The sequence below is a fragment of the Pseudoalteromonas sp. Ld20 genome (genome assembly GCF_045064175.1).
In the GTDB taxonomy this organism is placed as follows: Bacteria; Pseudomonadota; Gammaproteobacteria; order Enterobacterales; family Alteromonadaceae; genus Pseudoalteromonas; species Pseudoalteromonas neustonica.
This window is the reverse complement of record NZ_JBISHB010000030.1, coordinates 49933-75561: the sequence shown is the minus strand read 5'-3', so window position 1 is coordinate 75561 and position 25629 is coordinate 49933. Positions and strand designations below refer to the sequence as shown.

At 40.2% G+C, this 25629-nt stretch carries 28 protein-coding genes; 9 read left to right on the top strand and 19 right to left on the bottom strand.

Annotation, left to right across the window (positions count from 1 at the left end; translation table 11 throughout):
• Positions 1-7: 7 nt before the first annotated feature.
• From ACJJVX_RS06045 to cutA, 7 genes are all read right to left on the bottom strand, one after another.
• Positions 8-1351 (bottom strand): N-acetylmuramoyl-L-alanine amidase, encoded by a 1344-nt coding sequence (locus ACJJVX_RS06045; protein ID WP_054204525.1) that lies wholly within the window; start codon positions 1349-1351, stop codon positions 8-10.
• Between the two features lie 38 nt (positions 1352-1389).
• A complete protein-coding gene (gene tsaE, locus ACJJVX_RS06040; RefSeq protein WP_054204526.1) occupies positions 1390-1863 on the bottom strand; it encodes a tRNA (adenosine(37)-N6)-threonylcarbamoyltransferase complex ATPase subunit type 1 TsaE in 474 nt (157 codons plus the stop codon).
• A 136-nt stretch (positions 1864-1999) separates the two neighbouring features.
• Positions 2000-3340 carry an acetyl-CoA carboxylase biotin carboxylase subunit gene (gene accC, locus ACJJVX_RS06035; RefSeq protein WP_054204527.1) on the bottom strand — a complete coding sequence of 447 codons (1341 nt, stop codon included), beginning with the start codon at positions 3338-3340 and terminating at the stop codon, positions 2000-2002.
• A 26-nt stretch (positions 3341-3366) separates the two neighbouring features.
• The gene (accB, locus tag ACJJVX_RS06030; protein ID WP_054204528.1) at positions 3367-3825 is read right to left on the bottom strand and encodes an acetyl-CoA carboxylase biotin carboxyl carrier protein; all 459 of its coding nucleotides are present in this window, start codon (positions 3823-3825) and stop codon (positions 3367-3369) included.
• Between the two features lie 33 nt (positions 3826-3858).
• Positions 3859-4311, bottom strand: a complete 453-nt coding sequence (gene aroQ / locus ACJJVX_RS06025; RefSeq protein WP_054204529.1) for a type II 3-dehydroquinate dehydratase — start codon at positions 4309-4311, stop codon at positions 3859-3861.
• 226 nt (positions 4312-4537) lie between these two features.
• Positions 4538-6379, bottom strand: coding sequence for a protein-disulfide reductase DsbD (locus tag ACJJVX_RS06020; protein WP_405630621.1), 1842 nt, complete (start codon positions 6377-6379; stop codon positions 4538-4540).
• A complete protein-coding gene (gene cutA / locus ACJJVX_RS06015; RefSeq protein WP_054204531.1) occupies positions 6379-6699 on the bottom strand; it encodes a divalent-cation tolerance protein CutA in 321 nt (106 codons plus the stop codon). Before cutA ends, ACJJVX_RS06020 begins: the two co-directional genes overlap by 1 nt.
• Positions 6700-6862: 163 nt before the next feature.
• Between cutA and ACJJVX_RS06010 the strand changes: the two genes are divergently transcribed.
• The 4 genes from ACJJVX_RS06010 to ACJJVX_RS05995 all read left to right on the top strand — a co-directional run bounded on the left by ACJJVX_RS06010 (position 6863) and on the right by ACJJVX_RS05995 (position 10125).
• Complete coding sequence (locus tag ACJJVX_RS06010) at positions 6863-7339, top strand: FxsA family protein (RefSeq protein ID WP_054204532.1); 477 nt, start codon at positions 6863-6865, stop codon at positions 7337-7339.
• A gap of 149 nt (positions 7340-7488) precedes the next feature.
• Positions 7489-7776 carry a co-chaperone GroES gene (locus ACJJVX_RS06005; RefSeq protein ID WP_054204533.1) on the top strand — a complete coding sequence of 96 codons (288 nt, stop codon included), beginning with the start codon at positions 7489-7491 and terminating at the stop codon, positions 7774-7776.
• Between the two features lie 47 nt (positions 7777-7823).
• A complete protein-coding gene (gene groL, locus ACJJVX_RS06000; protein WP_054204534.1) occupies positions 7824-9470 on the top strand; it encodes a chaperonin GroEL in 1647 nt (548 codons plus the stop codon).
• 253 nt (positions 9471-9723) lie between these two features.
• The gene (locus tag ACJJVX_RS05995; protein WP_054204535.1) at positions 9724-10125 is read left to right on the top strand and encodes a VOC family protein; all 402 of its coding nucleotides are present in this window, start codon (positions 9724-9726) and stop codon (positions 10123-10125) included.
• Positions 10126-10159: 34 nt separating this feature from the next.
• Here ACJJVX_RS05995 and ACJJVX_RS05990 read toward each other — a convergent pair whose 3' ends face one another.
• On the bottom strand, positions 10160-10582 hold the full coding sequence (locus ACJJVX_RS05990; RefSeq protein WP_405630617.1) for a hypothetical protein: 423 nt from the start codon (positions 10580-10582) through the stop codon (positions 10160-10162).
• 444 nt (positions 10583-11026) lie between these two features.
• Here ACJJVX_RS05990 and ACJJVX_RS05985 point away from each other — a divergent pair, with 444 nt between their 5' ends.
• Complete coding sequence (locus tag ACJJVX_RS05985; protein WP_064435719.1) at positions 11027-11848, top strand: hypothetical protein; 822 nt, start codon at positions 11027-11029, stop codon at positions 11846-11848.
• A 4-nt stretch (positions 11849-11852) separates the two neighbouring features.
• Here ACJJVX_RS05985 and ACJJVX_RS05980 read toward each other — a convergent pair whose 3' ends face one another.
• From ACJJVX_RS05980 to ACJJVX_RS05940, 9 genes are all read right to left on the bottom strand, one after another.
• The gene (locus tag ACJJVX_RS05980; RefSeq protein WP_054204537.1) at positions 11853-13148 is read right to left on the bottom strand and encodes an FAD-dependent oxidoreductase; all 1296 of its coding nucleotides are present in this window, start codon (positions 13146-13148) and stop codon (positions 11853-11855) included.
• Positions 13149-13411: 263 nt separating this feature from the next.
• Entirely contained in the window at positions 13412-14224 is an 813-nt protein-coding gene (speD, locus tag ACJJVX_RS05975) for an adenosylmethionine decarboxylase (protein WP_054204538.1), read from the bottom strand.
• A gap of 87 nt (positions 14225-14311) precedes the next feature.
• Positions 14312-14725, bottom strand: coding sequence for an OsmC family protein (locus ACJJVX_RS05970; RefSeq protein ID WP_405630613.1), 414 nt, complete (start codon positions 14723-14725; stop codon positions 14312-14314).
• 82 nt (positions 14726-14807) lie between these two features.
• Complete coding sequence (locus tag ACJJVX_RS05965) at positions 14808-15155, bottom strand: DUF3802 family protein (protein ID WP_054204540.1); 348 nt, start codon at positions 15153-15155, stop codon at positions 14808-14810.
• Between the two features lie 142 nt (positions 15156-15297).
• Complete coding sequence (astD, locus tag ACJJVX_RS05960) at positions 15298-16767, bottom strand: succinylglutamate-semialdehyde dehydrogenase (protein ID WP_054452875.1); 1470 nt, start codon at positions 16765-16767, stop codon at positions 15298-15300.
• A 15-nt stretch (positions 16768-16782) separates the two neighbouring features.
• The gene (astA, locus tag ACJJVX_RS05955; RefSeq protein ID WP_169328178.1) at positions 16783-17799 is read right to left on the bottom strand and encodes an arginine N-succinyltransferase; all 1017 of its coding nucleotides are present in this window, start codon (positions 17797-17799) and stop codon (positions 16783-16785) included.
• 86 nt (positions 17800-17885) lie between these two features.
• Complete coding sequence (locus ACJJVX_RS05950) at positions 17886-19091, bottom strand: aspartate aminotransferase family protein (protein WP_054204543.1); 1206 nt, start codon at positions 19089-19091, stop codon at positions 17886-17888.
• Positions 19092-19470: 379 nt separating this feature from the next.
• On the bottom strand, positions 19471-20631 hold the full coding sequence (locus ACJJVX_RS05945) for an HDOD domain-containing protein (protein WP_054204544.1): 1161 nt from the start codon (positions 20629-20631) through the stop codon (positions 19471-19473).
• A 42-nt stretch (positions 20632-20673) separates the two neighbouring features.
• Positions 20674-21255 carry an aminodeoxychorismate/anthranilate synthase component II gene (locus ACJJVX_RS05940; protein ID WP_054204545.1) on the bottom strand — a complete coding sequence of 194 codons (582 nt, stop codon included), beginning with the start codon at positions 21253-21255 and terminating at the stop codon, positions 20674-20676.
• Between the two features lie 414 nt (positions 21256-21669).
• Here ACJJVX_RS05940 and ACJJVX_RS05935 point away from each other — a divergent pair, with 414 nt between their 5' ends.
• From ACJJVX_RS05935 to ACJJVX_RS05925, 3 genes are read left to right on the top strand one after another with little or no spacing between them, the layout of a single operon-like run.
• Complete coding sequence (locus tag ACJJVX_RS05935) at positions 21670-21966, top strand: hypothetical protein (RefSeq protein ID WP_054452879.1); 297 nt, start codon at positions 21670-21672, stop codon at positions 21964-21966.
• A gap of 36 nt (positions 21967-22002) precedes the next feature.
• Positions 22003-22899 carry a TraB/GumN family protein gene (locus ACJJVX_RS05930; RefSeq protein ID WP_054452881.1) on the top strand — a complete coding sequence of 299 codons (897 nt, stop codon included), beginning with the start codon at positions 22003-22005 and terminating at the stop codon, positions 22897-22899.
• On the top strand, positions 22899-23087 hold the full coding sequence (locus tag ACJJVX_RS05925; RefSeq protein ID WP_054452883.1) for a hypothetical protein: 189 nt from the start codon (positions 22899-22901) through the stop codon (positions 23085-23087). The genes ACJJVX_RS05930 and ACJJVX_RS05925 overlap by 1 nt, the downstream gene beginning before the upstream one ends.
• Positions 23088-23128: 41 nt before the next feature.
• Here the strand turns inward: ACJJVX_RS05925 and ACJJVX_RS05920 are convergent, their stop codons facing one another.
• Complete coding sequence (locus ACJJVX_RS05920) at positions 23129-23524, bottom strand: thioesterase family protein (RefSeq protein WP_054204549.1); 396 nt, start codon at positions 23522-23524, stop codon at positions 23129-23131.
• Between the two features lie 33 nt (positions 23525-23557).
• Here ACJJVX_RS05920 and ACJJVX_RS05915 point away from each other — a divergent pair, with 33 nt between their 5' ends.
• Positions 23558-24262, top strand: coding sequence for a 2OG-Fe(II) oxygenase (locus ACJJVX_RS05915; RefSeq protein ID WP_054204550.1), 705 nt, complete (start codon positions 23558-23560; stop codon positions 24260-24262).
• Between the two features lie 130 nt (positions 24263-24392).
• Here ACJJVX_RS05915 and ACJJVX_RS05910 read toward each other — a convergent pair whose 3' ends face one another.
• A complete protein-coding gene (locus ACJJVX_RS05910; RefSeq protein WP_064435718.1) occupies positions 24393-25625 on the bottom strand; it encodes a cysteine desulfurase-like protein in 1233 nt (410 codons plus the stop codon).
• Positions 25626-25629: the final 4 nt, after the last annotated feature.

The following is a 25629-nucleotide window of genomic DNA, read 5'->3' as shown; positions in this document are numbered from 1 at the left end:
ATCATTATTAGCTTTGTGGAATATCGAGCTCTTGACCAATAAATAAGGTGTTTGATTTAAGTTTATTCACCTGCTTAAGCTTACCTATAGAGACCCCATAACGGCTCGCTAGCAAACTCAAGGACTCACCAGGGCGTACTTTATGCTTGGTAGGGTATTTTGATTTTAATGACGCGAACAGCGAGTCATCCGGTGGATTTTTTAAATAATAACTTTTAATTGCTGTAAATATCGCTTTTGCTAAACGCTCTTGGTGGTTAGCACTTTTTAATAGTTTTTCTTCGCGTGGATTGGATATAAAACCTGTTTCGACCAAAATTGACGGTATATCTGGCGACTTAAGCACTCCCAAACTGGCAGCTTGTGGCTCTTTTTTGTGTAGCTTGGCCACTTTTTTTAGCTCTTGCACCATTTCTTCAGCAACGTTAAAGCCCGTCTTCATCGAGTGATCCATTGACATATCAAGCAACGCTTGCGCTAAATATTTTTCACTTGCAGTGTCTTTAATTACATCAGCAGCACCACCGAGCAATTCGGAGTGTTTTTCTTTATCTTCTATCCATTTAGCCGTTTCGGAGTTCGCTCTGCGCAACGATAACACCCAAACAGAGGCACCGCTTGGCTGTGGGCTAGTAAATGCATCTGCATGAATAGAAACAAAAAAATCTGCTTTTTTCGCACGAGCTCGGCTAGTTCGCGTATTAAGTTTTACAAAGTAATCACCGCTGCGTACCATGCGTGAAATCATCCCGCGTTCGCCGTCAATCATGCGCTCTAAACGTTTAGCAATTTGCAGTGTAATGGTTTTTTCGTAAGTACCTGACGGCCCAATTGAGCCGGGATCTTCTCCGCCATGTCCAGCATCAATTGCAATGACAATATCACGTTGTTGCTTAAGCTCACGCTTTTTAACCGTAGAATTTCCGTTTGATGTATTTGGCTGTGCTTGCTCTTTATCATATAAATCCACCACCAAGCGATTTTTATATGGACCCGTCGGGGCTAAAGCAAATATCACTGGCTTAACAGCGCCAGTTAGCTCAAATACAAGCCTAACACCGTGCTTATTTTTTGCCTTTGAATATCTTAATTTACTAACAATTTGGTGTTTTTTTGGAATGCTGGGCAAATATTTTATTTTATTAGTGTCTTCTAAATCAACCACTAAACGTAATGGATTTTTCAGCATAAAATAACTAAATTCTGGTTTATCCGTTAAGTCGAATACTACCCGAGTACTATCCGGTGATGGCCAAACTCGTACGCTATTGATAGTATTTTTCGCATACAAATGACTGCTGACAACAAGCAACAGTAAAGTACACATCCACTTAATGATAGTTTGACTCATTTGACCCAATACACCTTTATTATTGTTTAAGAATGTAACTACTCGATCTGGTTTTTGAGCTTATCTATAATATTAGCACCACGGGTACTAATGCTTTGAATCTCAATTTCTCGCGCATCGCCTACATATCGCAAAGTAATATCTAAATCAGGAGTCGGAATAAACTCCCCGCCTTTTTCAGGCCATTCCACCACACAAATAGCTGTAGGCGAAAAATAGTCGCGAATTCCCATATACTCTAACTCTTCAGGATCGCCAAGGCGATATAAATCAAAGTGATACACATTTGCTTCAGCCAGTTCATACGGTTCAACTAAAGTGTAAGTTGGGCTTTTAACCTTACCCTGATGGCCAAAACCTTGCACCACACCACGCGTTAAAGTCGTTTTACCCGCTCCTAAATCACCGTGTAAATAAATTACTGCGCCTTGGTCTATAAACTCGGCAAGCTTATTGCCCATTTTTACCGTTGCAGCTTCATCAGCGAGTTGAAAACCAACACTGTGCGTCATCCGTACCCCATGAAAAACAAATAAATCATTACTTAATTAATCATACCAGATTATTTTCTTAAGGCGAATCAGCGATCATCAGACACAAAAAAGTCGGCAAAGTTGCCGACTTTTTAAATAACGACTGTAAACGTTATTACAAACCTAATTTTTTCTCAAGATAGTGGATATTAGTACCACCATTTTGGAAATTTTCATCGGCTAAAATGCGTTTATGCAGTGGTGTATTGGTTTTGATACCGTCAATCACAAGCTCATTCAATGCGTTACGTGCACGGGCAATAGCTACATCACGGTTTTCACCGTAAGTGATCAATTTGCCAATCATTGAATCATAGTGTGGTGGTACTGTGTAGTCAGCATAAATATGGCTGTCCCAACGAATACCTAAACCACCCGCTGGATGGAAACGCGTGATCTTACCCGGTGATGGGATAAACGTTTCAGGGTCTTCTGCGTTAATACGACATTCAATAGCATGACCACGAATAACCACGTCATCTTGCGTGAATGATAACGGTTGACCAGCAGCAATTTTTAATTGTTCTTTGATTAAATCAACGCCAGTAACCATTTCTGTTACTGGGTGCTCAACCTGAATACGGGTGTTCATTTCAATGAAGTAGAACTCACCATTTTCGTATAAGAACTCAAATGTACCCGCACCACGATAACCGATTTCGATACATGCACGTGTACAACGCTCACCGATAAACTTACGCACTTCAGCAGTAATACCTGGTGCTGGCGCTTCTTCAACTACTTTTTGATGACGACGTTGCATAGAACAATCACGTTCACCTAGGTGAACTGCATTGCCTTGGCCGTCAGCTAAAACTTGAATTTCGATATGACGTGGGTTTTCAAGGAATTTCTCCATGTAAACCATACTATTACCAAAAAACTGCTTAGCTTCTTGCTGCGTTAAAGCAATTGAGTCAATTAACTCTGCTTCGCTACGAACAACACGCATACCACGACCACCACCGCCACCAGCAGCTTTGATGATTACCGGGTAACCAATGCGCTTAGCTATTTGCATATTACGGTCTTTATCATCCGATACCGGGCCATCAGAACCAGGAACACACGGTACACCCGCTTTACGCATTGCGTTGATTGCTGATACTTTATCGCCCATTAAACGAATTGTATCGCCTGTTGGGCCAATAAATACAAAACCACTTTGTTCAACTTGATCAGCAAAATCAGCGTTTTCTGCAAGGAAACCATAACCTGGGTGAATAGCGACTGCATCTGTTACTTCTGCCGCAGCAATAATGCGCGGAATATCTAAGTAACTTTCAGTAGCAGCAGGTCTACCAATACAAATTGTTTCATCTGCAAGCAATACGTGCTTAAGATCGCGATCTGCCGTTGAATGAACAGCAACCGTTTTGATCCCAAGCTCTTTGCAGGCGCGCAATATACGAAGTGCAATTTCACCTCGGTTTGCAATGACTACTTTATCTAACATTAGAGTTGGCCTTTTAGGTTACGCTATTATTCAATAATGAATAAAGGTTGATCAAATTCTACTGGCTCGCCATTTTCAACTAAAATAGCTTTAACGGTACCCGCTTTATCTGATTCAATTTGGTTCATCATTTTCATCGCTTCGATGATACAAAGCGTGTCACCTACTTTAACTTGCGAACCAACTTCAACATATAAAGGCGCTTCTGGAGAAGCTGCTGAGTAGAATGAACCAACCATTGGCGATAATACTTGATGACCTGTAGGACCTGCTGGTGCTGGCGCTTCTGCGCTTGCAACTGGTGCCGCAGCTACTGGAGCCGGAGCGGGTGCATACTGTGGTGCATATTGTGGAGCGTAAGCAGGACCTGCGCTCATGTTATTACGATTGATACGTACTGACTCTTCACCTTCGGTGATTTCTAATTCAGCAATACCTGATTCTTCTACTAGTTCAATTAGCTTTTTGATCTTGCGAATATCCATGAACGACCCGCCTGTTAGTTTGTTAGTTTAAAATTAATTCGAGTTTTGCAACCGATGTACCGCAGCCTCAAGTGCTGAACGATAACCCATTGCGCCTAATCCACATATTACGCCTTGCGCCACATCAGAAAAATACGAATGATGACGAAACGCTTCCCGCGCGTGCACATTAGTTATGTGCACTTCATAAAACGGAATATCAACACTCAGTAGAGCATCACGTAAAGCCACGCTTGTATGCGTAAATGCCGCTGGGTTGATAATAATGTAATCGATAGTTTGCCACGCACTGTGTATGTGCTCTATTAAAGCTTGCTCACTATTACTTTGATAATGCGTTAACTCAACATCTAGACCATCAGCAACCACTGTTAGTTCGCTCATGATATCGCTAAGTGTTTGTGAACCGTACTTTTCTGGTTCACGCTTACCAAGCATATTTAAGTTAGGGCCATTTACAACTAAAAGTTTAAATTTTGCAGCCATAATACGCGATAATCCTATAAATAATGAGTTAAGCCATTTTGATTAGAAATCCCCATAAAATGTAAGGGGTGAAAACTAAAATAGCAACTATTTCTCACGTTAACCACCTATTATAGTCAGTTCGATGTAAATAGCAGCAAAATACTGGTCTAATGACTAAGGCTAGGAACAAAAATAAAAACGCCACTTATAATAAGTGGCGTTTAAAATAACGTTAAAAAAGTACTTATTTAACGTTATTACTTACCTTTGCCAAATGCTCAGCAAAGTCATTTGCGTTTAAGAAGCCCGTCACACGCTGTGCGCCAAGCTCTTCGCCTTGCATATCAAAAAATAAAATGCTTGGTAAACCAAATACCGTAAACTCTTCCATTACTTCAATTGTAATGTCGTCACTTTCGGTTAAATCAATTTTAAGTAACTCGAAGTTAGCAAATTCAGCTTGCACTTTAGCGTCTGGAAAGGTGTATTTTTCGAATTCTTTACACGCAACACACCATTCAGCATATAAGTCGACCATCACTAATCGGCCCTCGTTATTAGCATCACCAATTGCTTGTTTAAGTTCAGCTAAGTTCGCAACTAACTTAAAGCCACGCTCTTGCTGCTCGTCATTTGTGGTACTAACAACTTGGGCTGTTGGCCATATATAATTTTTAGTTAAGCTCGCACCACCTACAACTAATAGCGTTGCAGCAAACCACAGAGCTGTTTTTAATTTACCTTGTGTTTGAGCACTCTGCCAATGATGCAAGTACAAAGCTGTTGCTAGCGCTAATAAACCCGCCATTAGTAATATAATGTCAGCATCCACAATGCGCTCTAGCAATATTAGTGGCACTACTAACATGATAAAGCCAAACAGGGTTTTAACTTGCTCCATCCATCCACCCGCTTTAGGTAACAACTTACCACCAGATGTTCCAAGTAGTAATAATGGAATCCCCATGCCTAAGCTTAAAACATATAAAGTCAAACCACCCACCAGGTAGTCGCCGCTTTGTGCCACAAATAATAACGCGGCTGACAACGGTGCTGTTGTGCAAGGTGATGCAATTAAGCCTGATAATACGCCCATCAAAAACACACCAATATAATTGCCGCCTTTTTGATTGTTACTAACCTGCGTGAGCTTGTTCATCATACCGCTGGGGAGCTTTATTTCGTACCAGCCAAACATCGACATAGCGAGTAAAACAAACAATAAGCTAAAACTAATTAATACTGTCGGGTGTTGCAAATAGCCTTGTACTTGACCGCCTAAAGATGCAACCACCAATCCTAATGCTGCATACGTGACTGCCATCCCTTGGATATATATAAAAGACAACGCAAATGCTTTTTTAGTTGAGAGATTTTTTTGCCCGGCAATTAAGCTCGATAGAATCGGAAACATCGGAAACACACACGGTGTGAAGGCAAGGCCAATACCCACTAAAAAGAAGATCGCTAAATTAGCCAACAAACCTTGTGATGCGAGTTTTTCAGTAAAGTTTAATTCTTTTTCAGGATCATCCTCTTGAACTACAGCATCTTCTGGAGAATGAGGCGATTCAATACCAAGTGCTGTAAGTGCATTGCCTGCAGTTGCCGAATCCGGCGCATTCTTAATCGCAACTGTTTCCCCTGCAATAACACTTAAAGGAATAGAGATAATTTCTGGCGGGTAGCATAGCCCTGCTTCTGCGCAGCCTTGATAGCGCACCTTAACAATACCATCTTGAGCAACATTGCTTAGTTTGCTGATTACACTTAATGAATCAAAAAATACTTCAGTCTTACCAAAGAATTCATCTTCAATAACGACGCCCTTGCCAAGCTCTGGCACTTGAATGTTTGCGCCTTTGCCAATAATTTCGAGCTTATTTTTATACAAATAATAACCAGGAGCAATATCCCAACCAATAAAAAGTGTATTGCCTTGCTGATCAAAATCAAACGAGAATGCTTGATCAACAGGTAAAAACGTTTGCTCTGCGGGTTGCAGTAAATCACTTAATAAATTATTAGTTGTAGCCTGCGCTGGCATCAGCGAGAGCGCACAAAGCAATAAAATAAAACAACGCATTAATTAAGTACCTCATCCATCCAATTAAAGTAGGCCAAATTGCCTGTTGATACGTCCACTACCTGAATCTCAGGGATCTCATAACTATGCAATTTTTTTATAGTTTGGATCACTTGGTTCATTTTTTCTGACTTAGTTTTAATTAATAACTTACACTCAGTTGCATGTGTAACTTCACCTTCCCACATGTAAACTGACTCTACATTTGGAAGAATACTCACGCAGGCTGCTAATTTCTGCTGAACAAGTTGCTCTGCCATAGCGCGCGCTTCACTTGCATTAGCGCAAGTGGTAAAAACAAGCCGAAAATGAGTCGTCATATTGAACCTTTAATTGATTGCTTTGCCCAACCCATAGTAGCTGATAGCTAAGGCAAAGTGTAGCCAAGCGCATAACCCAATATCACTGCTCTTGAAAAAAGACCTTACTACCCATATTTATATTTCATACACTCACTTGAGTGACCATTATTTAGAGAGTTTTATGTTTAGATTTTTATTCTTGTTATTTATTCTCGTGCCGATTATTGAAATCGCATTATTAATTCAAGTCGCTGATGTGATTGGCGGCTTTGCCACAATCGCGCTGGTTGTTATAACTGCCATTGTGGGTGCCAAATTAGTTAAAACACAAGGTATGGGTGCATTACAAAACGTACAACTGCAAATGGCACAAGGGCAAATGCCTGCTAAAGAACTATTTACCGGTTTATGTGTGATTATCGCTGGCGTTTTACTCCTTACTCCCGGCATTATGACCGATGTATTTGGCTTTTTATTACTAACGCCTGTCATTCGTAATAAACTAGCTGCAGGCCTTGCCAGTCAAGCAACTGTACGCATGAGTGCAGGCATGCAACAAGGTCCTTCACCATTTACACAACAGACTCAACAAGAGCCAGAACCGCGTAAAATGAGTGAGCCAACCACGATTGATGGTGAATACGAGAGAAAAGATTAAATTTTTTAATTTTTTCACTTGGATTTTGACTCACCACCCCCATTACTGAGTACAACTAAACCAATTGCGCTAAACCATAAGGTTCCAGCCAATTGGTACACACACAACTTTTTTCTGTCCTGTTCAGAAACTGTTAGGAGAACTAAAAAATGAACATTCGTCCTTTACATGATCGCGTGATCGTTGAGCGCCTAGAAGAAGAAACTAAATCAGCTGGCGGTATTGTATTAACTGGTTCTGCGGCTGAGAAATCAACCCGCGGTAAAGTTGTCGCTGTTGGTAATGGCCGTACTCTAGATAACGGTGATGTGAGAGCATTAGAAGTTAAAGTCGGTGACACTGTGTTATTCGGCTCATATGTTGAAAAAGCAGAAAAGATCGAAGGTCAAGAGTACCTGATCATGCGTGAAGACAATATTTTAGGCATTGTAGGCTAAACCTACTTTTCGTTTAACATACATTTAGAATTTAAAGGAAATTAATCATGGCAGCAAAAGAAGTACTTTTTGCAGGTGACGCACGCGCTAAAATGCTAGCTGGCGTAAACATCTTAGCAAACGCAGTTCGCGTAACATTAGGTCCTAAAGGCCGTAACGTAATCCTAGACAAATCATTTGGCTCACCAGTGATCACTAAAGATGGTGTATCAGTGGCGAAAGAAATCGAACTTGAAGACAAGTTTGAAAACATGGGCGCACAAATGGTTAAAGAAGTTGCATCAAAAGCAAACGATGCAGCCGGTGACGGTACAACTACAGCTACAGTGCTTGCACAGTCTATTGTAAATGAAGGCTTAAAAGCAGTTGCTGCGGGCATGAACCCAATGGATCTTAAGCGCGGTATCGATAAAGCAATCATCGCTGCAGTTGCTGAGCTTAAAGAACTTTCAGTTCCATGTGCTGATGCAAAAGCAATCGCACAAGTAGGTACTATTTCAGCTAACTCTGATAAAGAAATTGGCGACATCATTGCAGAAGCAATGGAAAAAGTAGGCCGTAACAGTGGTGTAATCACTGTTGAAGAAGGCCAATCACTTGAAAACGAACTAGATGTTGTTGAAGGCATGCAGTTTGACCGTGGTTACCTTTCTCCGTACTTCATCAACAACGCAGAAAAAGGCGCTGTTGAATTAGACAATCCGTTTATTCTACTTGTAGACAAAAAAGTATCTAACATCCGTGAGTTACTTCCTACATTAGAAGCGGTTGCTAAAGCAAGCAAACCACTACTAATCATTGCTGAAGACCTTGAAGGTGAAGCGCTAGCTACATTAGTTGTTAACAACATGCGTGGTATCGTTAAAGTATCAGCAGTTAAAGCACCAGGCTTTGGCGACCGTCGTAAAGCAATGCTACAAGACATCGCTGTATTAACTGGCGCAACAGTTATCTCTGAAGAAATCGGCTTAGAGCTTGAAAAAGCCACGGTTGAAGACCTAGGTACTGCTAAACGCGTTGTGATCACTAAAGATGACACAACAATCATCGATGGTGCTGGCGAAGAAGATGGCATCACAGGTCGTGTTGCACAAATCAAAGCACAAATCGAAGAAGCAACGTCTGACTACGACAAAGAGAAGCTACAAGAGCGCATGGCAAAACTTGCCGGCGGTGTTGCAGTAATCAAAGTAGGCGCAGCGACTGAAATCGAAATGAAAGAGAAAAAAGACCGCGTTGAAGATGCATTACATGCAACTCGCGCTGCGGTTGAAGAAGGTGTAGTACCTGGTGGCGGTGTTGCACTAGTACGTGCAGCAAATAAGCTTATTGATTTAGTTGGCGACAACGAAGATCAAACGCACGGTATTAAAGTAGCACTTCGTGCTATGGAAGCCCCACTTCGTCAAATCGTAACTAACGCAGGTGACGAAGCGTCTGTTGTTATTAACGCAGTTAAAGGCGGCGAAGGTAACTTTGGTTACAACGCAGCCACTGGCGAATACAACGACATGATTGAAATGGGTATCTTAGATCCAACTAAAGTAACGCGCTCTGCACTACAATTTGCAGGCTCGATTGCGGGTCTTATGATCACTACTGAAGCCATGGTAGCTGAAATCCCTAAGGATGAAGCTGGCGCACCTGATATGGGTGGCATGGGCGGAATGGGTGGCATGGGCGGCATGATGTAAATCAGTCCCTAAGCACCTCGCTTATAAAAACCCAGCTTCGGCTGGGTTTTTAGCTTTAAGAGCAACAATAAAGTAGCAAATAAAATAATTCCCCCTTCTGTAAGTCAGGATTTATCCCGAAAATTCTTCTAACTAAAGTCAGACCTACACGTGAATCACACATGGCATTTAACTTACCAGCCTTTTGTCCTCGGGTTATGTCTCCTTATATGTTAAAACACTTTTAAGCATTTTATTATTTCAAAGTAACGCGATGACAAATATAAAACAGCACATTGGTAGTATGGCTTTAGTTGTAAAAAATTATGATGACGCGATTGCATTTTACACACAAAAACTGAGTTTTTATTTGGTTGAAGATACTGATCTTGGCAATGGTAAGCGTTGGGTATTAGTGTCACCACCCAACTCCAATGGCACTAACCTATTACTCGCTAAAGCAAGTACACCAGAGCAATTAGAAGCTATTGGTAACCAAACGGGTGGCCGTGTGTTTTTATTTTTACACACTAATGATTTTTGGCGTGATTATAAAACGATGCAAAAAAATGGCATTAGATTCAACGAGCAGCCGCGCGAAGAAGCCTACGGTACTGTGGTGGTATTTGAAGATTTGTACGGTAATAAATGGGATTTGTTGCAGTTGAATAAATAGTACAAGGCTGCATTAAAAATACAGCCTTGAATGCTTATTGCCCTTCTGATTCAGCTAAAGGAGAATGACCGCCCGCCCAATAATTTGCAGTCGCAGTTGCACACCAATTAACATCTGCCCATGTGTAATCTTTATAGTAAATTTTATCTACACAGCCTTCGACTTCATGCTCTCCACGGCCAACATCAACAATACAAACATTACCATTACAACTATTAGGTCGAGGGGTTGCGCCGTACGATGCAATATCCCATGTCACACTCTGTATAGGTTTGCTTGCATTGACCTTAAATACAATTGCACCTTGTCTATAGCTAGATAAAGGTCCACCACCAAAACACTGATTTTCCCTATATTCATCATAGGCTTGAGTATCAACATAACAAGATACTGTATCAGCCATTGCCACACCACTAAATATAGAAGCACCGAGTAAAGCCAAATATATTTTTTTCATTGAGAATATCCTTTTTATGATTATAAAACCGTTCCTTTTTAAAACCTCAACTACATAAACGGTTAAAAGCCTAACGAGGGTCAAATTTAAAAAATGCTGTTTAAAATGTAAATTAGACCCTATTAAACTCTAAATGCTGTAAACATATAAAAACTAAACTAAATAAATCGCCACTTTAAAAATTAGATTATTTTCTTAGAAACAAACACCCAAATAAAGATACATTAAATAAACAAAATTAACAACCTATTATCATTATAACTTTGGCAATTAAACACGCACCCCAGAAAAAACACTTATCACTTAACTAAAAGGTCAAAGCAAACGCCATAATTAAGTACTGACTCTTTGAATTAAAAAATATTTAGCATATATACTTACCGATCCTATTTAAATATTATGGCTTCACTTTTTACCGTTCCTGTTCTTAAGTATAGGATGCATATGTCACGTAGCATTGAATCAAGATTATTAATGAGTGCTGCGGTTATCGCCTTTGCGGCAGCTGTATGGCACTTATTGTGCATTTGGGGTGGGCCAAGTTGGTTTGCTTTTGCCCGTGCGCCTGAGCAATTAATTGCGTCATCAAAGCAAGGAACACTTCTTGCGCCATTGGGGGCGATTGTTGTTGCGGGGTTGATGTTTACATGTTCGGCATTTGCCTTGTCTGCTTTAAAAATACTACCTAAACTGCCTTTTACGACAGTGGCTTTATTTGTCATTGCTACAGTGGGTATAGTGCGAGGGTTAATCGCGATACCTATGTTTATAACAGAGCAAGGGGCTGATACCTGGCAAATTGTGGCAAGCTCAGTCTGGTTTTATACAGGGCTGTGTTTTTTCATTGGTGCTAAACAATACAAATCCACCCACAAAGAGTATAAAACCAAAATGATTGTACTGTCTTTTTACAATGAGTTTAGAGAGAAGTTTCCAGACATAGCCCTTAAAACAGATCAACATTACATTAAACAATGGGGAGAGTTAGAGCCTGAATTTATTTACACATGGTTCGAATGCGTTGCAAGTGTCGTCAATAATGAGATGTATAATAAATCCGATGCAGCCGTATATACTGGCCTATTTGAGTATCTCAGCAGTCAATTCCAATTTGCAGGTAAAGAGATACGCGAATATATTGATGTTGGGATCATTGAGAATCTTTTTTGGCAGGTAACACCTATTAATGCTGCGCCATATTGGCAAGTATTACCTAATGATCTCAAAACTCTTTACGTAAATTTTCACCAGCAAACACCTATTTAACCGATCAAATGTTAGCTGTTTGCCACGCTATAGCAAAATGATTTTTTGGGATGCTAAAAGTACTGTAGCTAACGGAAAAATTAAACTCAGTCAGCGCATCGTTCTCTAGCATCTGGCAAATCATATCACCTAAAATAGGTATAAATTTACCCGCCCAACCTGCGGTATACGTCACTATATTTTTATTATTAGGTATATAATCCGGCATGTAATCAAGAAAAAACTCTGCTTTTTTTTGCCCTTTTTTCAATGGTGAATCACACAATGCTATTAAGCATGTTGTAGTAAAATACGGGGTTGGCTCCAAGCCCGGCATAAACTGTTCAACCCATGAGGACGCAATCGCTAATGATTGCTTACTTGGGGCTAACTGTCGATCATTTGGATCATAAATAATTGCATCGTCTGGAAAATTAGTCGCAACACGAATGTAGCCTGGGTTTGCCCATTCAAGTTCAGGAAAACCACACAAAAGAGAATTAGTTGCGGTTCGTGGGTCTGATTCATTCTCTGCTTGTTGAAATACAAACCAAGATGGGGTCGTTGCTACAGGGTCAACTTTCTTAAAATACGCTGATGCCATTTGCCAAATAATAATAGGCACTGACACCCCTAAACTACGTACGGTTTCGTTGATATATGCACCCGTAGTAATCGCTAGTTTTTTACATGTATAACATGTAGTAGTGATGCCTTCTGCAGCACTATGCTGGGTCGTTACTTCAACAATATCATCTGCTAATGAGGTAATCGTTTGCACATTTTCCCATTCGCGATAAGTCACACACCCAGAGTTTAACCCCGCATTAAAAAATGCTCTCTCTGTTTGCTTTATATTAATGGTGCCGCCATTTGATTGAAAAAAACCATAATACTCTTTAGGGAGTCCTTCAAAGCAGGCCTTACTTTGTATTGCGGTGGCATCTGCCAGTCTCTCATAAGGAATATTTAACGCATCCATGGTTTTTTCAGCCTCGTCGATACCGCCTTCTCGCGCATCTTTAACGCCTTTTTGACCAAACCATAAACTTCCTTCATCGCCAATTAATGGCTCGTCTGACAATGCCTGTATTTGCTGCCAATACTGCTGTGATGCTAAACATAACTCAGACATATGCTGTTGATCATACTGCAAACGAAACTGCCTAGAGTATCCAGCTGAGCTTCCTAAATCATTAAAATAGCCATGTTTTTCGATTACCAGTGTTTTAAGGCCTCGTTGCGATGCATGAAAAGCGGTCGATAACCCAACGGGGCCGCCTCCAATAACGATTAAATCGTATTGAACTGCTGTAGACATGTCTAACCTATTACTATTATTAAGTTCTAGGGGTGTTATAAAGGAATGAACTACAAAAAGATATTACGTGATATTACACCGCATTATTGGGCATTACAGTTGATTATAATTACAACAAGCTAACCATACGACGACTAAACCTAGATGTTGGGTAGTAAAACACTTTCAAAAAAATGTAGATTAGTATCATATTACGCGCCACAAACAAAAACGGCGCGCAATTTACATTGCACGCCGCTTTAAAACAACCTAACTGGGTTAGCTTATTCTGTATATGGTAAGTTACGACCGTAGAAAATTTCTTGCATCTCACGGGTTAACTTAGAACGAATTTCTTCTTCTTCATCGTCAGATAAGTCATCAGTAGACACACCAAATAAATATGTATTTAGATCTGTTTCTTTAAGCATCATCTTTGTATGGAACAAGTTTTCTTGATACACGTTTACGTCCATCATTTGGTACGCTTCTTTGGTATCTTCCGTCATATAATTCTGAATTGAATTAATCGCATGATCAATATAATGCTTCACGCCATCTACGTCGCGGGTAAAACCACGTACGCGGTAGTCGATTGTCACCACATCTGAATCCAAACTGTGGATCAGGAAGTTCAACGCTTTAAGTGGCGAAATAATACCACAGGTCGATACTTCGATATCAGCGCGGAAAGTACAAATACCATCATCAGGATGCGCTTCAGGGTAAGTATGTACACAGATATGACTTTTATCTAAATGTGCAACTACGGTATCAGGTAACGGCCCTGGTGCTTCATCAACGTCAAATGTCTGCTGCTGCTCAATTGGTTCTTCTGAAACCAAAATAGTAACACTGGCACCTTGTGGCTCGTAATCTTGACGCGAGATATTTAAAATATTAGCGCCGATGATATCAACCACTTCACCTAAAATATCGGTTAGTCGATCCGCGTTGTACTGCTCGTCGATATATTCAATATATTCTTTACGTTGTTGCTCGGTCTTTGCGTAGCAAATATCGTAAATACTAAAGCTTAAACTTTTGGTTAAGTTGTTAAAGCCATGTAGTTTAATTTTATCGAAGGGTTTGTTCATAATAAACCAACCTATAAACTAATGAAATCTGCCACAGCAGAATGAAAGTTCGCGGATTTTATACGAATTTCACCGCAGGAAAAAGCCTTATTTTGCCTGTTCTTGCACAACTTCGTGACTGTGGGTAATTTCTACTGTTTTATCAAGCATTAATGCAACTGAACAATACTTTTCAGCTGATAATGTAACTGCGCGTGCAAGGTGCTTCTCAGAGACATTATCCCCTGTTACTACAAAGTGTAAGTTAATCTTAGTAAAGACTCGAGGAGCTGATTCAGCACGTTCTGCGCTCAATTTAACTTGAACATCTGAGAAGTTTTGTTTCGCTTTATTTAAAATGCTGACCACATCTACTGATGAACAGCAACCCACTGACATGAGCACCATTTCCATAGGACTTGGTGCTGCGCTATCACTGCCTGCGTCAAACACAACGTTATGCCCAGAATTAGAGCGCCCAAGATACGTATCGCCTTCAACCCATTTTACATTCGCTTGCATTTTATTACTCTCAAAGAAGTTATTTTCTTGATTGTAAGGAAGTCACAGGCAGTTGCAAATTAAAAGCGATAATCTGAGGTCGTTAAATTTTTTCAGCAACCGCGCTATCGAATAGGTTTTTAACCAACGCTGCAAACTCATCAATAAATGCATGTTGCTCTATCGTAACTTGATTACTCGTAACACTACTTAGCACTTCTTGGAGGTCGTAAACTATCCCATCGACTTCACGTACTATTTGGCTGCGTTGCTCTGTAGAAAGCGCTTTGTTTTGTTGGCATATCAGCATCACATTTTCAGCGATGTCATCCTCTATCAACGCCATAATCGTTGGTGCACCTGGTTTTATCTCGCCAGGCTTCTCAAATAAAGCTAAGTTTTGAGTAAGATACATGATGAGGTCATCATACCCTTGCCTATCTAAAACCATAATTCTCTTCACCTAATAAAATACGACTCTATTGATTTAAGCAGAAAGCGCATTTAAATGCTACCTTTGCTCAAGAAGCAATACAAAAAAAGCAGCCAAGGCTGCTTTTTCAATTCTTTATTGCTATTTTTATTAATAGTAATTAGTCAATTTTTAAACCTGGGCTTAATGTTGCTGGCATGGCTACTTTTTCAAGCTCAACGGAGGCAACTGGGTATGCACAATAATCTGCCGCATAGTATGCACTTGCGCGGTGATTACCTGATGCGCCAATGCCACCAAACGGTGCGGCACTTGATGCACCTGTGATTGGGCGGTTCCAGTTAACAATACCCGCGCGAATACGACGTAAAAAGTGGTCGTAATCTGCAGCGTTATCGCTCAGTAAGCCTGCTGATAAACCAAAGCTTGTATCGTTAGCTTTATCAATTGCTTGATCAAAGTCAGTAAAGCGGAATACTTTTAACAGTGGCCCAAAATGCTCTTCATCTGGGAAGTTAGCAACATCAGTACATTCAATAATGCCTGGAGTAACAAAACCCGTGTTGGCAGTGTGAGTAAGCTCAACTAATATCTTTGCACCAAGTTCAACTAACTGCTGTTGTGCTGTAACCATTCCTGCGGCTGCCACTGATGAAATCATCGAACCCATAAATGGCTGGTCTGCGTCATCGTAGTTACCGACTTTAATCGCTTTAGTGGCAGTAATTAAACCGGCTAAAATTATATCGCCTTGCTCACCTGCAGGTAAAAACAGTTTACGTGCACATGTACAACGTTGACCACTTGAAATAAATGCTGATTGAATAATATCGTGGATCACTGCTTTAGTATCTGCAACATCAGTAATGATAAGCGGATTATTACCCCCCATCTCTAATGCTAGGATCTTACCTGGCTGACCTGCAAACTGCTCATGTAAAATATGACCCGTGCGTGATGAGCCTGTAAAGAATAAGCCATCAATGCCTTTGTGCGCGGCTAATGCTTTACCTGTTTCTACTTCACCTTGAACAAGGTTAATAACACCGGCTGGTAAACCTGCTTTTTCCCAAAGCTTAAGTGTTAGCTCTGCAACAGCGGGCGTTAGCTCTGATGGCTTAAATACCACTGTATTACCAGCTAAAAGTGCAGGCACAATGTGACCATTAGGCAAATGACCTGGAAAGTTATACGGGCCAAATACAGCAACAACGCCATGTGGCTTATGACGGATCATCGCACGGCCTTGCGGCATTGGGTTTTCAACATCACCAGTGCGTTCTAGAAGGGCTTTTTCAGAAATTGCAATTTTACCAACCATAGCACCCGCTTCAGTGCGAGTTTCCCATAATGGTTTACCCGTTTCTTGTGCGATTGCGACAGCTAATTCTTCACTGTGTGCTTTAAGTGTTTCAGCAAACGTTTTTACAATGGCTAAGCGCTCTGCGAATGTCTTATCAGCCCAGCTGTAAAAAGCGTCGCGTGCAGCATTAACAGCTGTATCAACTTGTTCAGCTGTTGCTGAATTTGCTTGCCAAATAACGGTGTTATTTGCTGGGTTTACTGAACTAAATGCTTCGCCTTGGCCTTGTGACCATTGACCATTAATAAATTGTGCAGGATGAGTCATATACTTTCTCCTAAATTATAAACTTGTTGCTGTGACAGTATCGCCAGCTTGAAGGTGCAATGCGTCAGCGATTTCTTGTGACAAAGTAATCTCTGGGTTTTTCGCATCAAACGTTAGCTCTGCTACGGTTGCTCTAAAATCATTGAGTTTTTCGTTTGCTAGCATTACCGATGTCTCACCACTATTTTCACCAATTTTAACGGTAAAGTTTTTGGCGTTACGTACTGTCGCTATATTATCTACTTTTGCTTCAACGGTCGGACCTGCATCAAAGATGTCAACGTAACCGTTAAAGGTAAAGCCTTCACTTTTAAGTAATGAAATTGCGGGGCGTGTATTATCATGTACTTGACCAATAACCGCCTGTGCATCTTTACTTAAAAGATTGACGTAAATTGGGTATTTTGGCATTAACTCAGCAATAAATACTTTTTGGCCTATACCGGTTAGATAATCGGCAGTTGGGAAGTCCATAGAGAAAAAATGCTCTTCTAACCATTGCCAAAAAGGGCTGTCGCCATTTTCATTTGATACACCGCGCATTTCTGCAATCACGGTTTCAGCAAAGCGCTCTCTATGCTGTTTAATAAACATAAAACGGGCTTTTGAAAGTAGCTTGCCGTTGTTGTTTTTACGGTAGCCATCTTTTAAAAATAAAGTGCAAAGCTCTGTAGCGCCTGTGTAATCATTACATAGCGTTAAAATATCAACCGCTTTATACACATTAAGCGTACGCGATGAATGAATTGCTTTGCTTAAATGGTAATGATAAAACGCATCATCTAAACCAACTGCGGCTTCAATGGCTGAGGTTCCGACCACTTCACCTGTTTCGCTATCTTCAAGAACAAACAAGTAACCTTCGTCACCCGGTTGAGATGCACTTTTTGCAAATGAGCTTACTGAATGGTCAATTTTCTTTTGTAATAACGCTTCGTTATTAGGCAAAGAGGTAAAACCATGCCCTGATTCATGGGCAATTTTCAATAAAGCTGGGTAATCACATTGCTGGATTGGGCGAAGAATCATCATGAGTCCGCTTGCTCCCTTATAAATAACGGTAAAATAGAAGATCAGGGCAAGCTTGCTACTTGCCCTTAAATAATGAGAACGCTAGATTAACCGTTCACAACTTTAGCTACTGCTTTTTCAAAGCGTGCCATACCTTCGCGAATATCCGCTTCAGGAATTACTAATGATGGGGTAAAACGTACAACATCAGCACCCGCAACTAACGACATTACGCCTTCACTTGTGCCCGCGACTAAAAATTCTTTAGCGCGACCTTTAAATTGTTCGTTAACAACAGCACCAATAAGCAAACCTTTACCACGAATTTCAGAGAATACGTTGTATTTATCGTTGATTGCCGTTAGTAATTCACGGAATAACGCTTCTTTCGCTTTCACGCCGGCAAGTACTTCTGATGTGTTAACAGTATCAAATGCTGCTTCACCAACGGCACACGCTAATGGGTTGCCGCCATAAGTAGAACCATGAGTTCCCACTTTAAGATGCTTAGCAATTTCAGTCGTTGTGATCATCGCGCCGATTGGAAAACCGCCACCAAGCGCTTTAGCTGTTGTTAAAATATCAGGTGTTACATCCAAACCTTGGTATGCGTATAAATCACCAGTACGGCCAACACCGGTTTGTACTTCATCAAAAATAAGCAACGCATTGTGCTTAGTACATAACTCACGAACGCCTTTAGCAAATTCATCCGTTGGTGAAATAATGCCGCCTTCGCCTTGCAAAGGTTCCATCATTACTGCGCATGTTTTATCTGAGATAAGCGCTTCAAATGCCGCTAAATCATTGTAATCACAATGTACGATATCGCCTGGTTTTGGACCAAAACCGTCAGAATAAGCAGCTTGACCACCTACTGTTACGGTAAAAAATGTACGGCCATGGAAGCCTTTGTTAAATGCGATGATTTGTGATTTTTCGGCACCAAAGTTTTCAAGTGCTAAACGACGCGCAAGTTTAAGGGCAGCTTCGTTTGCTTCTGCACCAGAGTTGGCAAAATATACTTTTTCAGCAAATGTCGCATCTACTAACTTTTTAGCTAAGCGCAGTGCTGGCTCATTCGTCATAACATTTGATAAATGCCAGATCTTCTCACCCTGCTCTTTTAATGCTTTAACTAATGCAGGATGACAATGGCCTAGACAATTAACAGCGATACCACCGGCAAAATCGATATATTCACGGTCTTGCTGATCCCATACGCGTGAGCCTTCGCCACGAACTGGAATAATGCTTGAAGGTGCGTAGTTAGGAACCATTACTTGATCAAATAAATCGCGATTAACTGTCATTTTATATCCTCTTAATTGTGAGCACACAGAGAGTGTGAATATCGAAATGATGGTATAAAATACCATTCTCTTTGGCGTAGATGAGCATAGCTTAAATTGCCAAAAAATACTCTCTGGTTCAATTTTCAGACACGCATTATTTCAGAATTTTAGTCATCTGTCTCTTAGAATACTTTCATACAGCCCTTGTAAATAAAGGGTTTGAGATATTATTTCAGAGATAGTGAATAACTATTTGAAAAAGAAAATCACAGTAAATTTGTTCTAAATTGCAGCCTATAACATGCCCAGCAGAGCTATTGAACTAAAATACAGCGCTACTGGTGAGCTTAATGATGAATGAATAGTCGCAAAAAAAATTAACAATTATTTTATAAAACTAGTCAATTTTAATATGAAAGTGTTGAAAATTAGTTTTTTCGAGTAGATTTAGCTCAGATTGCGTAAAGTTGAGGTGTTTTAGCCAAACAGTTTTTTCATCAGCTTCGATCAGTTGATGCTCTTCCAGAGTGATATATTGTGAATAGCAGCGAGCCTTCTGCATTAATACCGTTAATGGCAATAAAGATTCGCCTTTAGGAAGCGGTGCCGTTAGTTGCTCCATTACTGTATTAAAAGGCAAATAACGAAATGACATTTTCTCAATCACTTTTGCAGTTACTTTTAATGCATGCTGGCTGAGTAGCGTGCTTAAAAACAACGGATCTGGTTTAAGTTCCAGTAAAGCCGTATGTAAGTCTTTATGTTGCTCTTCGCGCGCGATAGACACTTTACGCTGCCAAACAAGTTCAAAAGTTCGTAAGTAAAGCCTAACTAAAGCAATTTTACCCACATCTAATAGCATCCCCAGCGTGAAAGCATGCATTTCATTCATACCATTTACCTTAGCCAACTCTTGTGCAGCAATAGCGCAGGCCATCGAGTTATCACGTAAGCGACGCTTTAATAATGGGAAAGGTTCAGTACTGTGTGGCATCCAGTGGCGTACCGCAAAGGTGGGGACTACAAACTGCAAGTTATCTAAGCCAATATAACGCAGCGCCAAAGATGGGTTATCAACTTTTACTGATGTGTGCTTATTACGCTGCTTACGGTAATAAGGCAGATTCACAAAAGAGACCAGTTCTCGACCTAACCAACTTAAATCATTTACTAGGGGCTCTAAACGCCCTACCGACGCAGATTTAACGGCTAAAACTTCTAAAATTGCAGGAACGTTATCCTCTATACCTATTGTTTCATGCAATACCGTGTCTATATCTGCCAATTGTTTATTCATGGCGGTTTCGATCACTTGATGTAATTGCTGGCTTGCTTGAGCGCGATACTTATGATGAGCCGTACTGGATTTTTGTCGCTTTTTTTGCGCAGCCATTTCAACTTCAAGTAAAGTGCGCTGCTTCATTGGCGCGCCATAATCAATTTCTAAAGTATGAATATAGCCGATTTGACGTTGCGCAAAACTGTGACCAAGCAGCAGATCATGAGCTCGCTGTTCAAGTACTTTTGCCGTTCTGTGTTCGCGCATTTCATCAGTCATTCATTAATATCTTTCTTTAAGTAAAATCAAACCAGTTTAAGCCTAGAACCGAGTTATAAAGTTGGCAAGTAATTCAAGCCCCTGCTCCGTTAATATTGCTTCAGGGTGGAACTGTACCCCTTCTAACGCTAAGCTTTTATGCACTAAGCCCATAATCTCATCAAACTGACCATCGCTGGTCTGACTCCATGCAGTGATCGATAGCTCAGCAGGCACACTGTTTTTTTCGACAACTAACGAATGATAACGACACACCGTTAGTGGATTAGCCAATCCTTTAAACACGCCTTCTCCTGTATGGCAAATAGCAGAAGTTTTACCATGCATCACTTGCTTTGCTTTTACCACTTTAGCACCCAATGCTTGTGCAATTGTTTGATGGCCTAAGCATATTCCTAATATAGGAAAATCACCTTTCAATTTGTCAACAACATCTAATGAGATACCAGCCTGATCGGGTGTACATGGCCCAGGAGATAACACTATATGTTGAGGGTTCAACTGTGCAATTTGGCTTACGGTGATTTCATCATTACGCTTTACTAACACATCCTGATCTAAACGCTGAAAGTATTGCACTAGGTTATAGGTAAACGAATCGTAGTTATCGATCATTAACAACATCTGGTTAGTAACTCATTTGTATTTAGTAGCTAAAAAGCAATATGATAATTCGCCCGCATTCTAACTCAATCAAAAAGAACTTTCAGTTAATTGTCGATTGAAAACATCATGCAGATGCAAAATTAACTTTTCATTTTGTTCATATTATCCTTTTACCGATACTAACCTTGATAAAAACACACAATAAAACCTTATCTTGCATCATAACCTTTAACGATAAACCATTGATTATAAATAAATTTAAAATCTAAAACCTTATAATTAAATTGCTCATATCTAGATAAGCGACTTATTCCCTATCACCCCTTAATATTCACTCATCGCTACCGCTTAGCGATAACATTTTTTAACTTAACATTACTTACCACATCACATATTGGTAGTAATACAGACTAAATAATAAAGGAATAAATCATGAAATCATTTACTAAAATCGCAACAAAAACCGTTTTAGCAAGTACGCTTGCAGCAACTTTATTTAGTGTAAACGCAGCAGAGAATGACATTGAAACACACACTATTACTCCTGTAACAGCCTCAGTACAAGTAAAGGAAGTAACAACAGTTGAATATGATTTCACGAGTGACTTTAACGCTTCAATTGAAAACCAATTAAATCAAATTGATGCTGCAATCAACAAAAAGATTGATAGTTCAATTCAAAAAATAAACCAAACAATTGCAGAAAAATTAGCAAGCTTGTTTAATTAATATCGTTTTTAATCACCAAACAATAAGGAATGAGGGATGTTCAATTTTCGCAAAAATTTATTAAATAAAAGCCTACTTATAGGCTGCTCTTTGCTAACTTTAAGTGCCGCCGCCCAAACTTCTGTTTGGCAAGTTAAGAAAGGTGAAGATACAGTGTATATCGGCGGCACTTTACATATTTTACCTAGCAGCCAAATGCCACTGCCTGCTGAGTTTGAATTTGCTTATCAGCAAAGCGATACCGTTATTTTAGAAGCTAAAATGCCTGATCCAACGGATGCTCAAGCACAAATGAATATGATACAAACATTGTCATATAAAAATGATGAAACGCTCAGTGAAAAGCTGACGCCACAAGTAAAGAAGCAACTTGAAGCTAAACTAGCACAATTTGGTACTAGTTTGAATGAGCTTAATAGCTTTAGACCATTTATGGTCAGTGTTGTTTTAATGTCAATGGAGCTACAAAAGCAAAGTTTAATTGGTGAAGGTGTCGATGCGTATTTTGCAAAACGGGCTAGTGCTGATAATAAACCACAGCAGTATTTAGAAGATATTGCATTCCAGCTGCGGTTATTTAAAGAAATGGGTGAAAACAACGAGAATAAATTCATTCAATCTAACTTAGACCAACTCAATGATTACAGCACTTTATTTAATAGCATGATGAAAGCGTGGCGCAGCGGCGATACTGAGTTGCTCAATGAATTAGTGGTATTACCTTTACTCAAAGATGATCCTGATACATTCAAAAAGCTTTTAAAAGATCGCAATTACAATTGGTTACCTAAAGTAGAAGCCATGTTTGGTAATGAGCAACAAGAGCTCGTCCTTGTAGGAGCAGCGCACTTGGTTGGTGAGCATAACTTACTATCGCTATTAACAGAGCAAGGCTACACAATTACTCAGCTAGATATCGCAGGTCAACAATAATGAATAGAACAGATAAACAGGCAATTTCTATGCTCACTATTTTTGCAACTTTAATGCTGGCGAGCATAGTGCTACCTAGCCAAGCAGCCACTGTGGACGCAACGACTGTTAATGCAAGTAGTGAAGTACTAACCACACTGCCCGCCGCCCAACAATGCCTTATTGGCAGTGATATTTTCTTACAGTGATGCAACCAACCAATACGCTGAAGCGCAACCACTTCAGCGTATTACTTATCGACTAAATGATCCGTTAACGCTGCTTTTTCATTTTGCGATAATGGGGTAGAACTTTTATTTATAAAATCATATCGCACCATGACTGTTTTCCCTACTGCACAGCATTTACCTTGCTGATATGCCTCTTGACGAATAACAAATGAGCTTGAACCAATATGTTCAACGGTTGATTTTACTTCAACCTCATGACCATAAAATAATTCCCCCAAAAAACTCACCTCTACTTTAGCTATGATCAATTTCCAATCATGTGGATTGAGATCTGGCGTAAAAAATCTAAAAATAGGTGCCCGCGTGGCTTCAAACCATACGGGGAGTACGGTATTGTTAATGTGTCCGAGCACATCTGTTTCACTAAAGCGCGGCATAATTTTTTCAATAAACATAATAATCCAATAATAATTATATAAAGGCAGCCCATGACGGACTTTATTCGCGTTTACGATAACGCCCTGAGCAAAGATTTTTGCAATAACTTTATTGCTGAGTTTGAACAAAGCCCGCATCTTAAGCAAGGGATGACATCGGGCGGTATCGATTTAAATAAAAAAGACAGCCATGATTTACACCTCAGTAACCACCCTGAATACACAGAACAACTAAAACACATTCAACAAACAACGGCCGGTTACGTATTTAAATACCTTGAAGAACATATTTTTATGATGATAGGTGCATTTGGTTTAAAAGTGTATCATCCAAAAACTGGCGTACCCACTGACTTGACGCAAGCGAACTTTGAAGAGGTGGGAAAACCTCAGCTACCACTACTTGTCCAGCAAATTTTTCGCTTAGGTAATATCCAAGCACAAAAATATCAAATCAATAAAGGTGGCTACCCATATTGGCACAGTGAAGTATACCCTCAGACTGGCCATAATGAGGCTTTGCATCGCGTACTGTTATTTATGTTTTATTTAAATGACGTGCAAGAAGGTGGTGAAACTGAGTTTTACTATCAAGAACGTAAAATATCACCAAAACAAGGTACCATGGTGATTGCTCCTGGTTACTTTACCCATACACATAGAGGGAATAAACCCATTTCAAATGATAAATATATTCTCACATCGTGGGTGTTGTTTAACCGCGCCGAGCAAATATATGGGCAACCACAATCGTAAGCGGTAAGCGGTAAGCGGTAAGCGGTAAGCGGTAAGCCAAAAAGTTTGAGTGTTGCCAATTATTATGCCAACACTTAAACAGGACTCGGGCAGCTTATAGCTTAAAACTTACAGCTTATGACTTATAGCTCTAAAGTAATTGATCAAACAAATCAAACAACTTATCTAGCTCTTCGATGGTGTTGTAATGCATACAACCGATGCGCACAACACCACCGGAATCTAATACACCTAGCTGCTTACATAAGCCTTGTGCATAGAAATTACCATCCCATACACAAATATGCTGCTTACCTAAAAATTCGGACACTTCACGTGGTGCGAGTCCTTCAAAGGTTAAAGCAAAAGTGGGAGTGCGCTCAGCTAAGCGATCTAAATCATCAATTCCAAACAGCTTAATATTAGGGTAATTAACTAAGCGGGTTAGGAAGTACTCACTTAATGCCATTTCGTGCTGTTTTGTTTTAGTAAATGCCACGGCCAATTTTTCACGGCGTGGGTGGCTGTCATCTAATTCACTTATTGCAGCAATGTAATCCACTGCAGCAATCAAACCTGCGAGTGCTTCAAAATTTTGCGTGCCCGTTTCCCAGCGACCTGGGATCACGTCTTTTGCTGGCTCTACTTTATAAGGCGTAAACCCTTCTAAGTGTTCGCGCTTACCATAAACCATACCTAAGTGTGGGCCAAAAAACTTATAAGCTGAACAGGCTAAAAAATCACAATCTAAGGCTTGAACATCAATCAGTTCATGCGGCGCATAATGCACGGCATCTACATACACCAATGCACCTACAGCGTGTGCAAGCTCAACAATGCGCTTAATATCGTTAATAGAGCCGGTTGTATTTGATGCATAGGTCACAGCAACTAACTTAGTATTGTTGTTTAGTAAGCTTTCAAAATGCGCTAAATCTAAACTGCAATCAGCTTCGCTAATAAGGGCGGTATTAACTTTAACGCCTTTATCTTCTGCTGCTTGCTGCCATGATGATACATTTGAGAAGTGATCTGCATTAGTAACAATGATCTCATCACTTGCTTGCCAGTCCCGTGAAATCGCGCGGCTAAAACTAAACGTTAGACTCGTCATATTTGCGCCAAATACAATTTGATCGCTCGATGGCGCATTGAGTAAATCAGCAGCCGCTTGGCGAGCATTAGTCATTAGTTCAACAGTTTTATCGCTTGAGAAAAAAGCACCACCTAAATTAGAGTTGTAATAACCTAAATAAGCCGACATGGCGCTTAATACTGATTGCGGGACTTGCGAGCCACCTGGACCATCTAAAAATATGGGCGACTTTCCTGCTACTTGCTGCATTAATGCTGGAAATTGACGTCGTAGTTTAGTTAAATTCATCGTT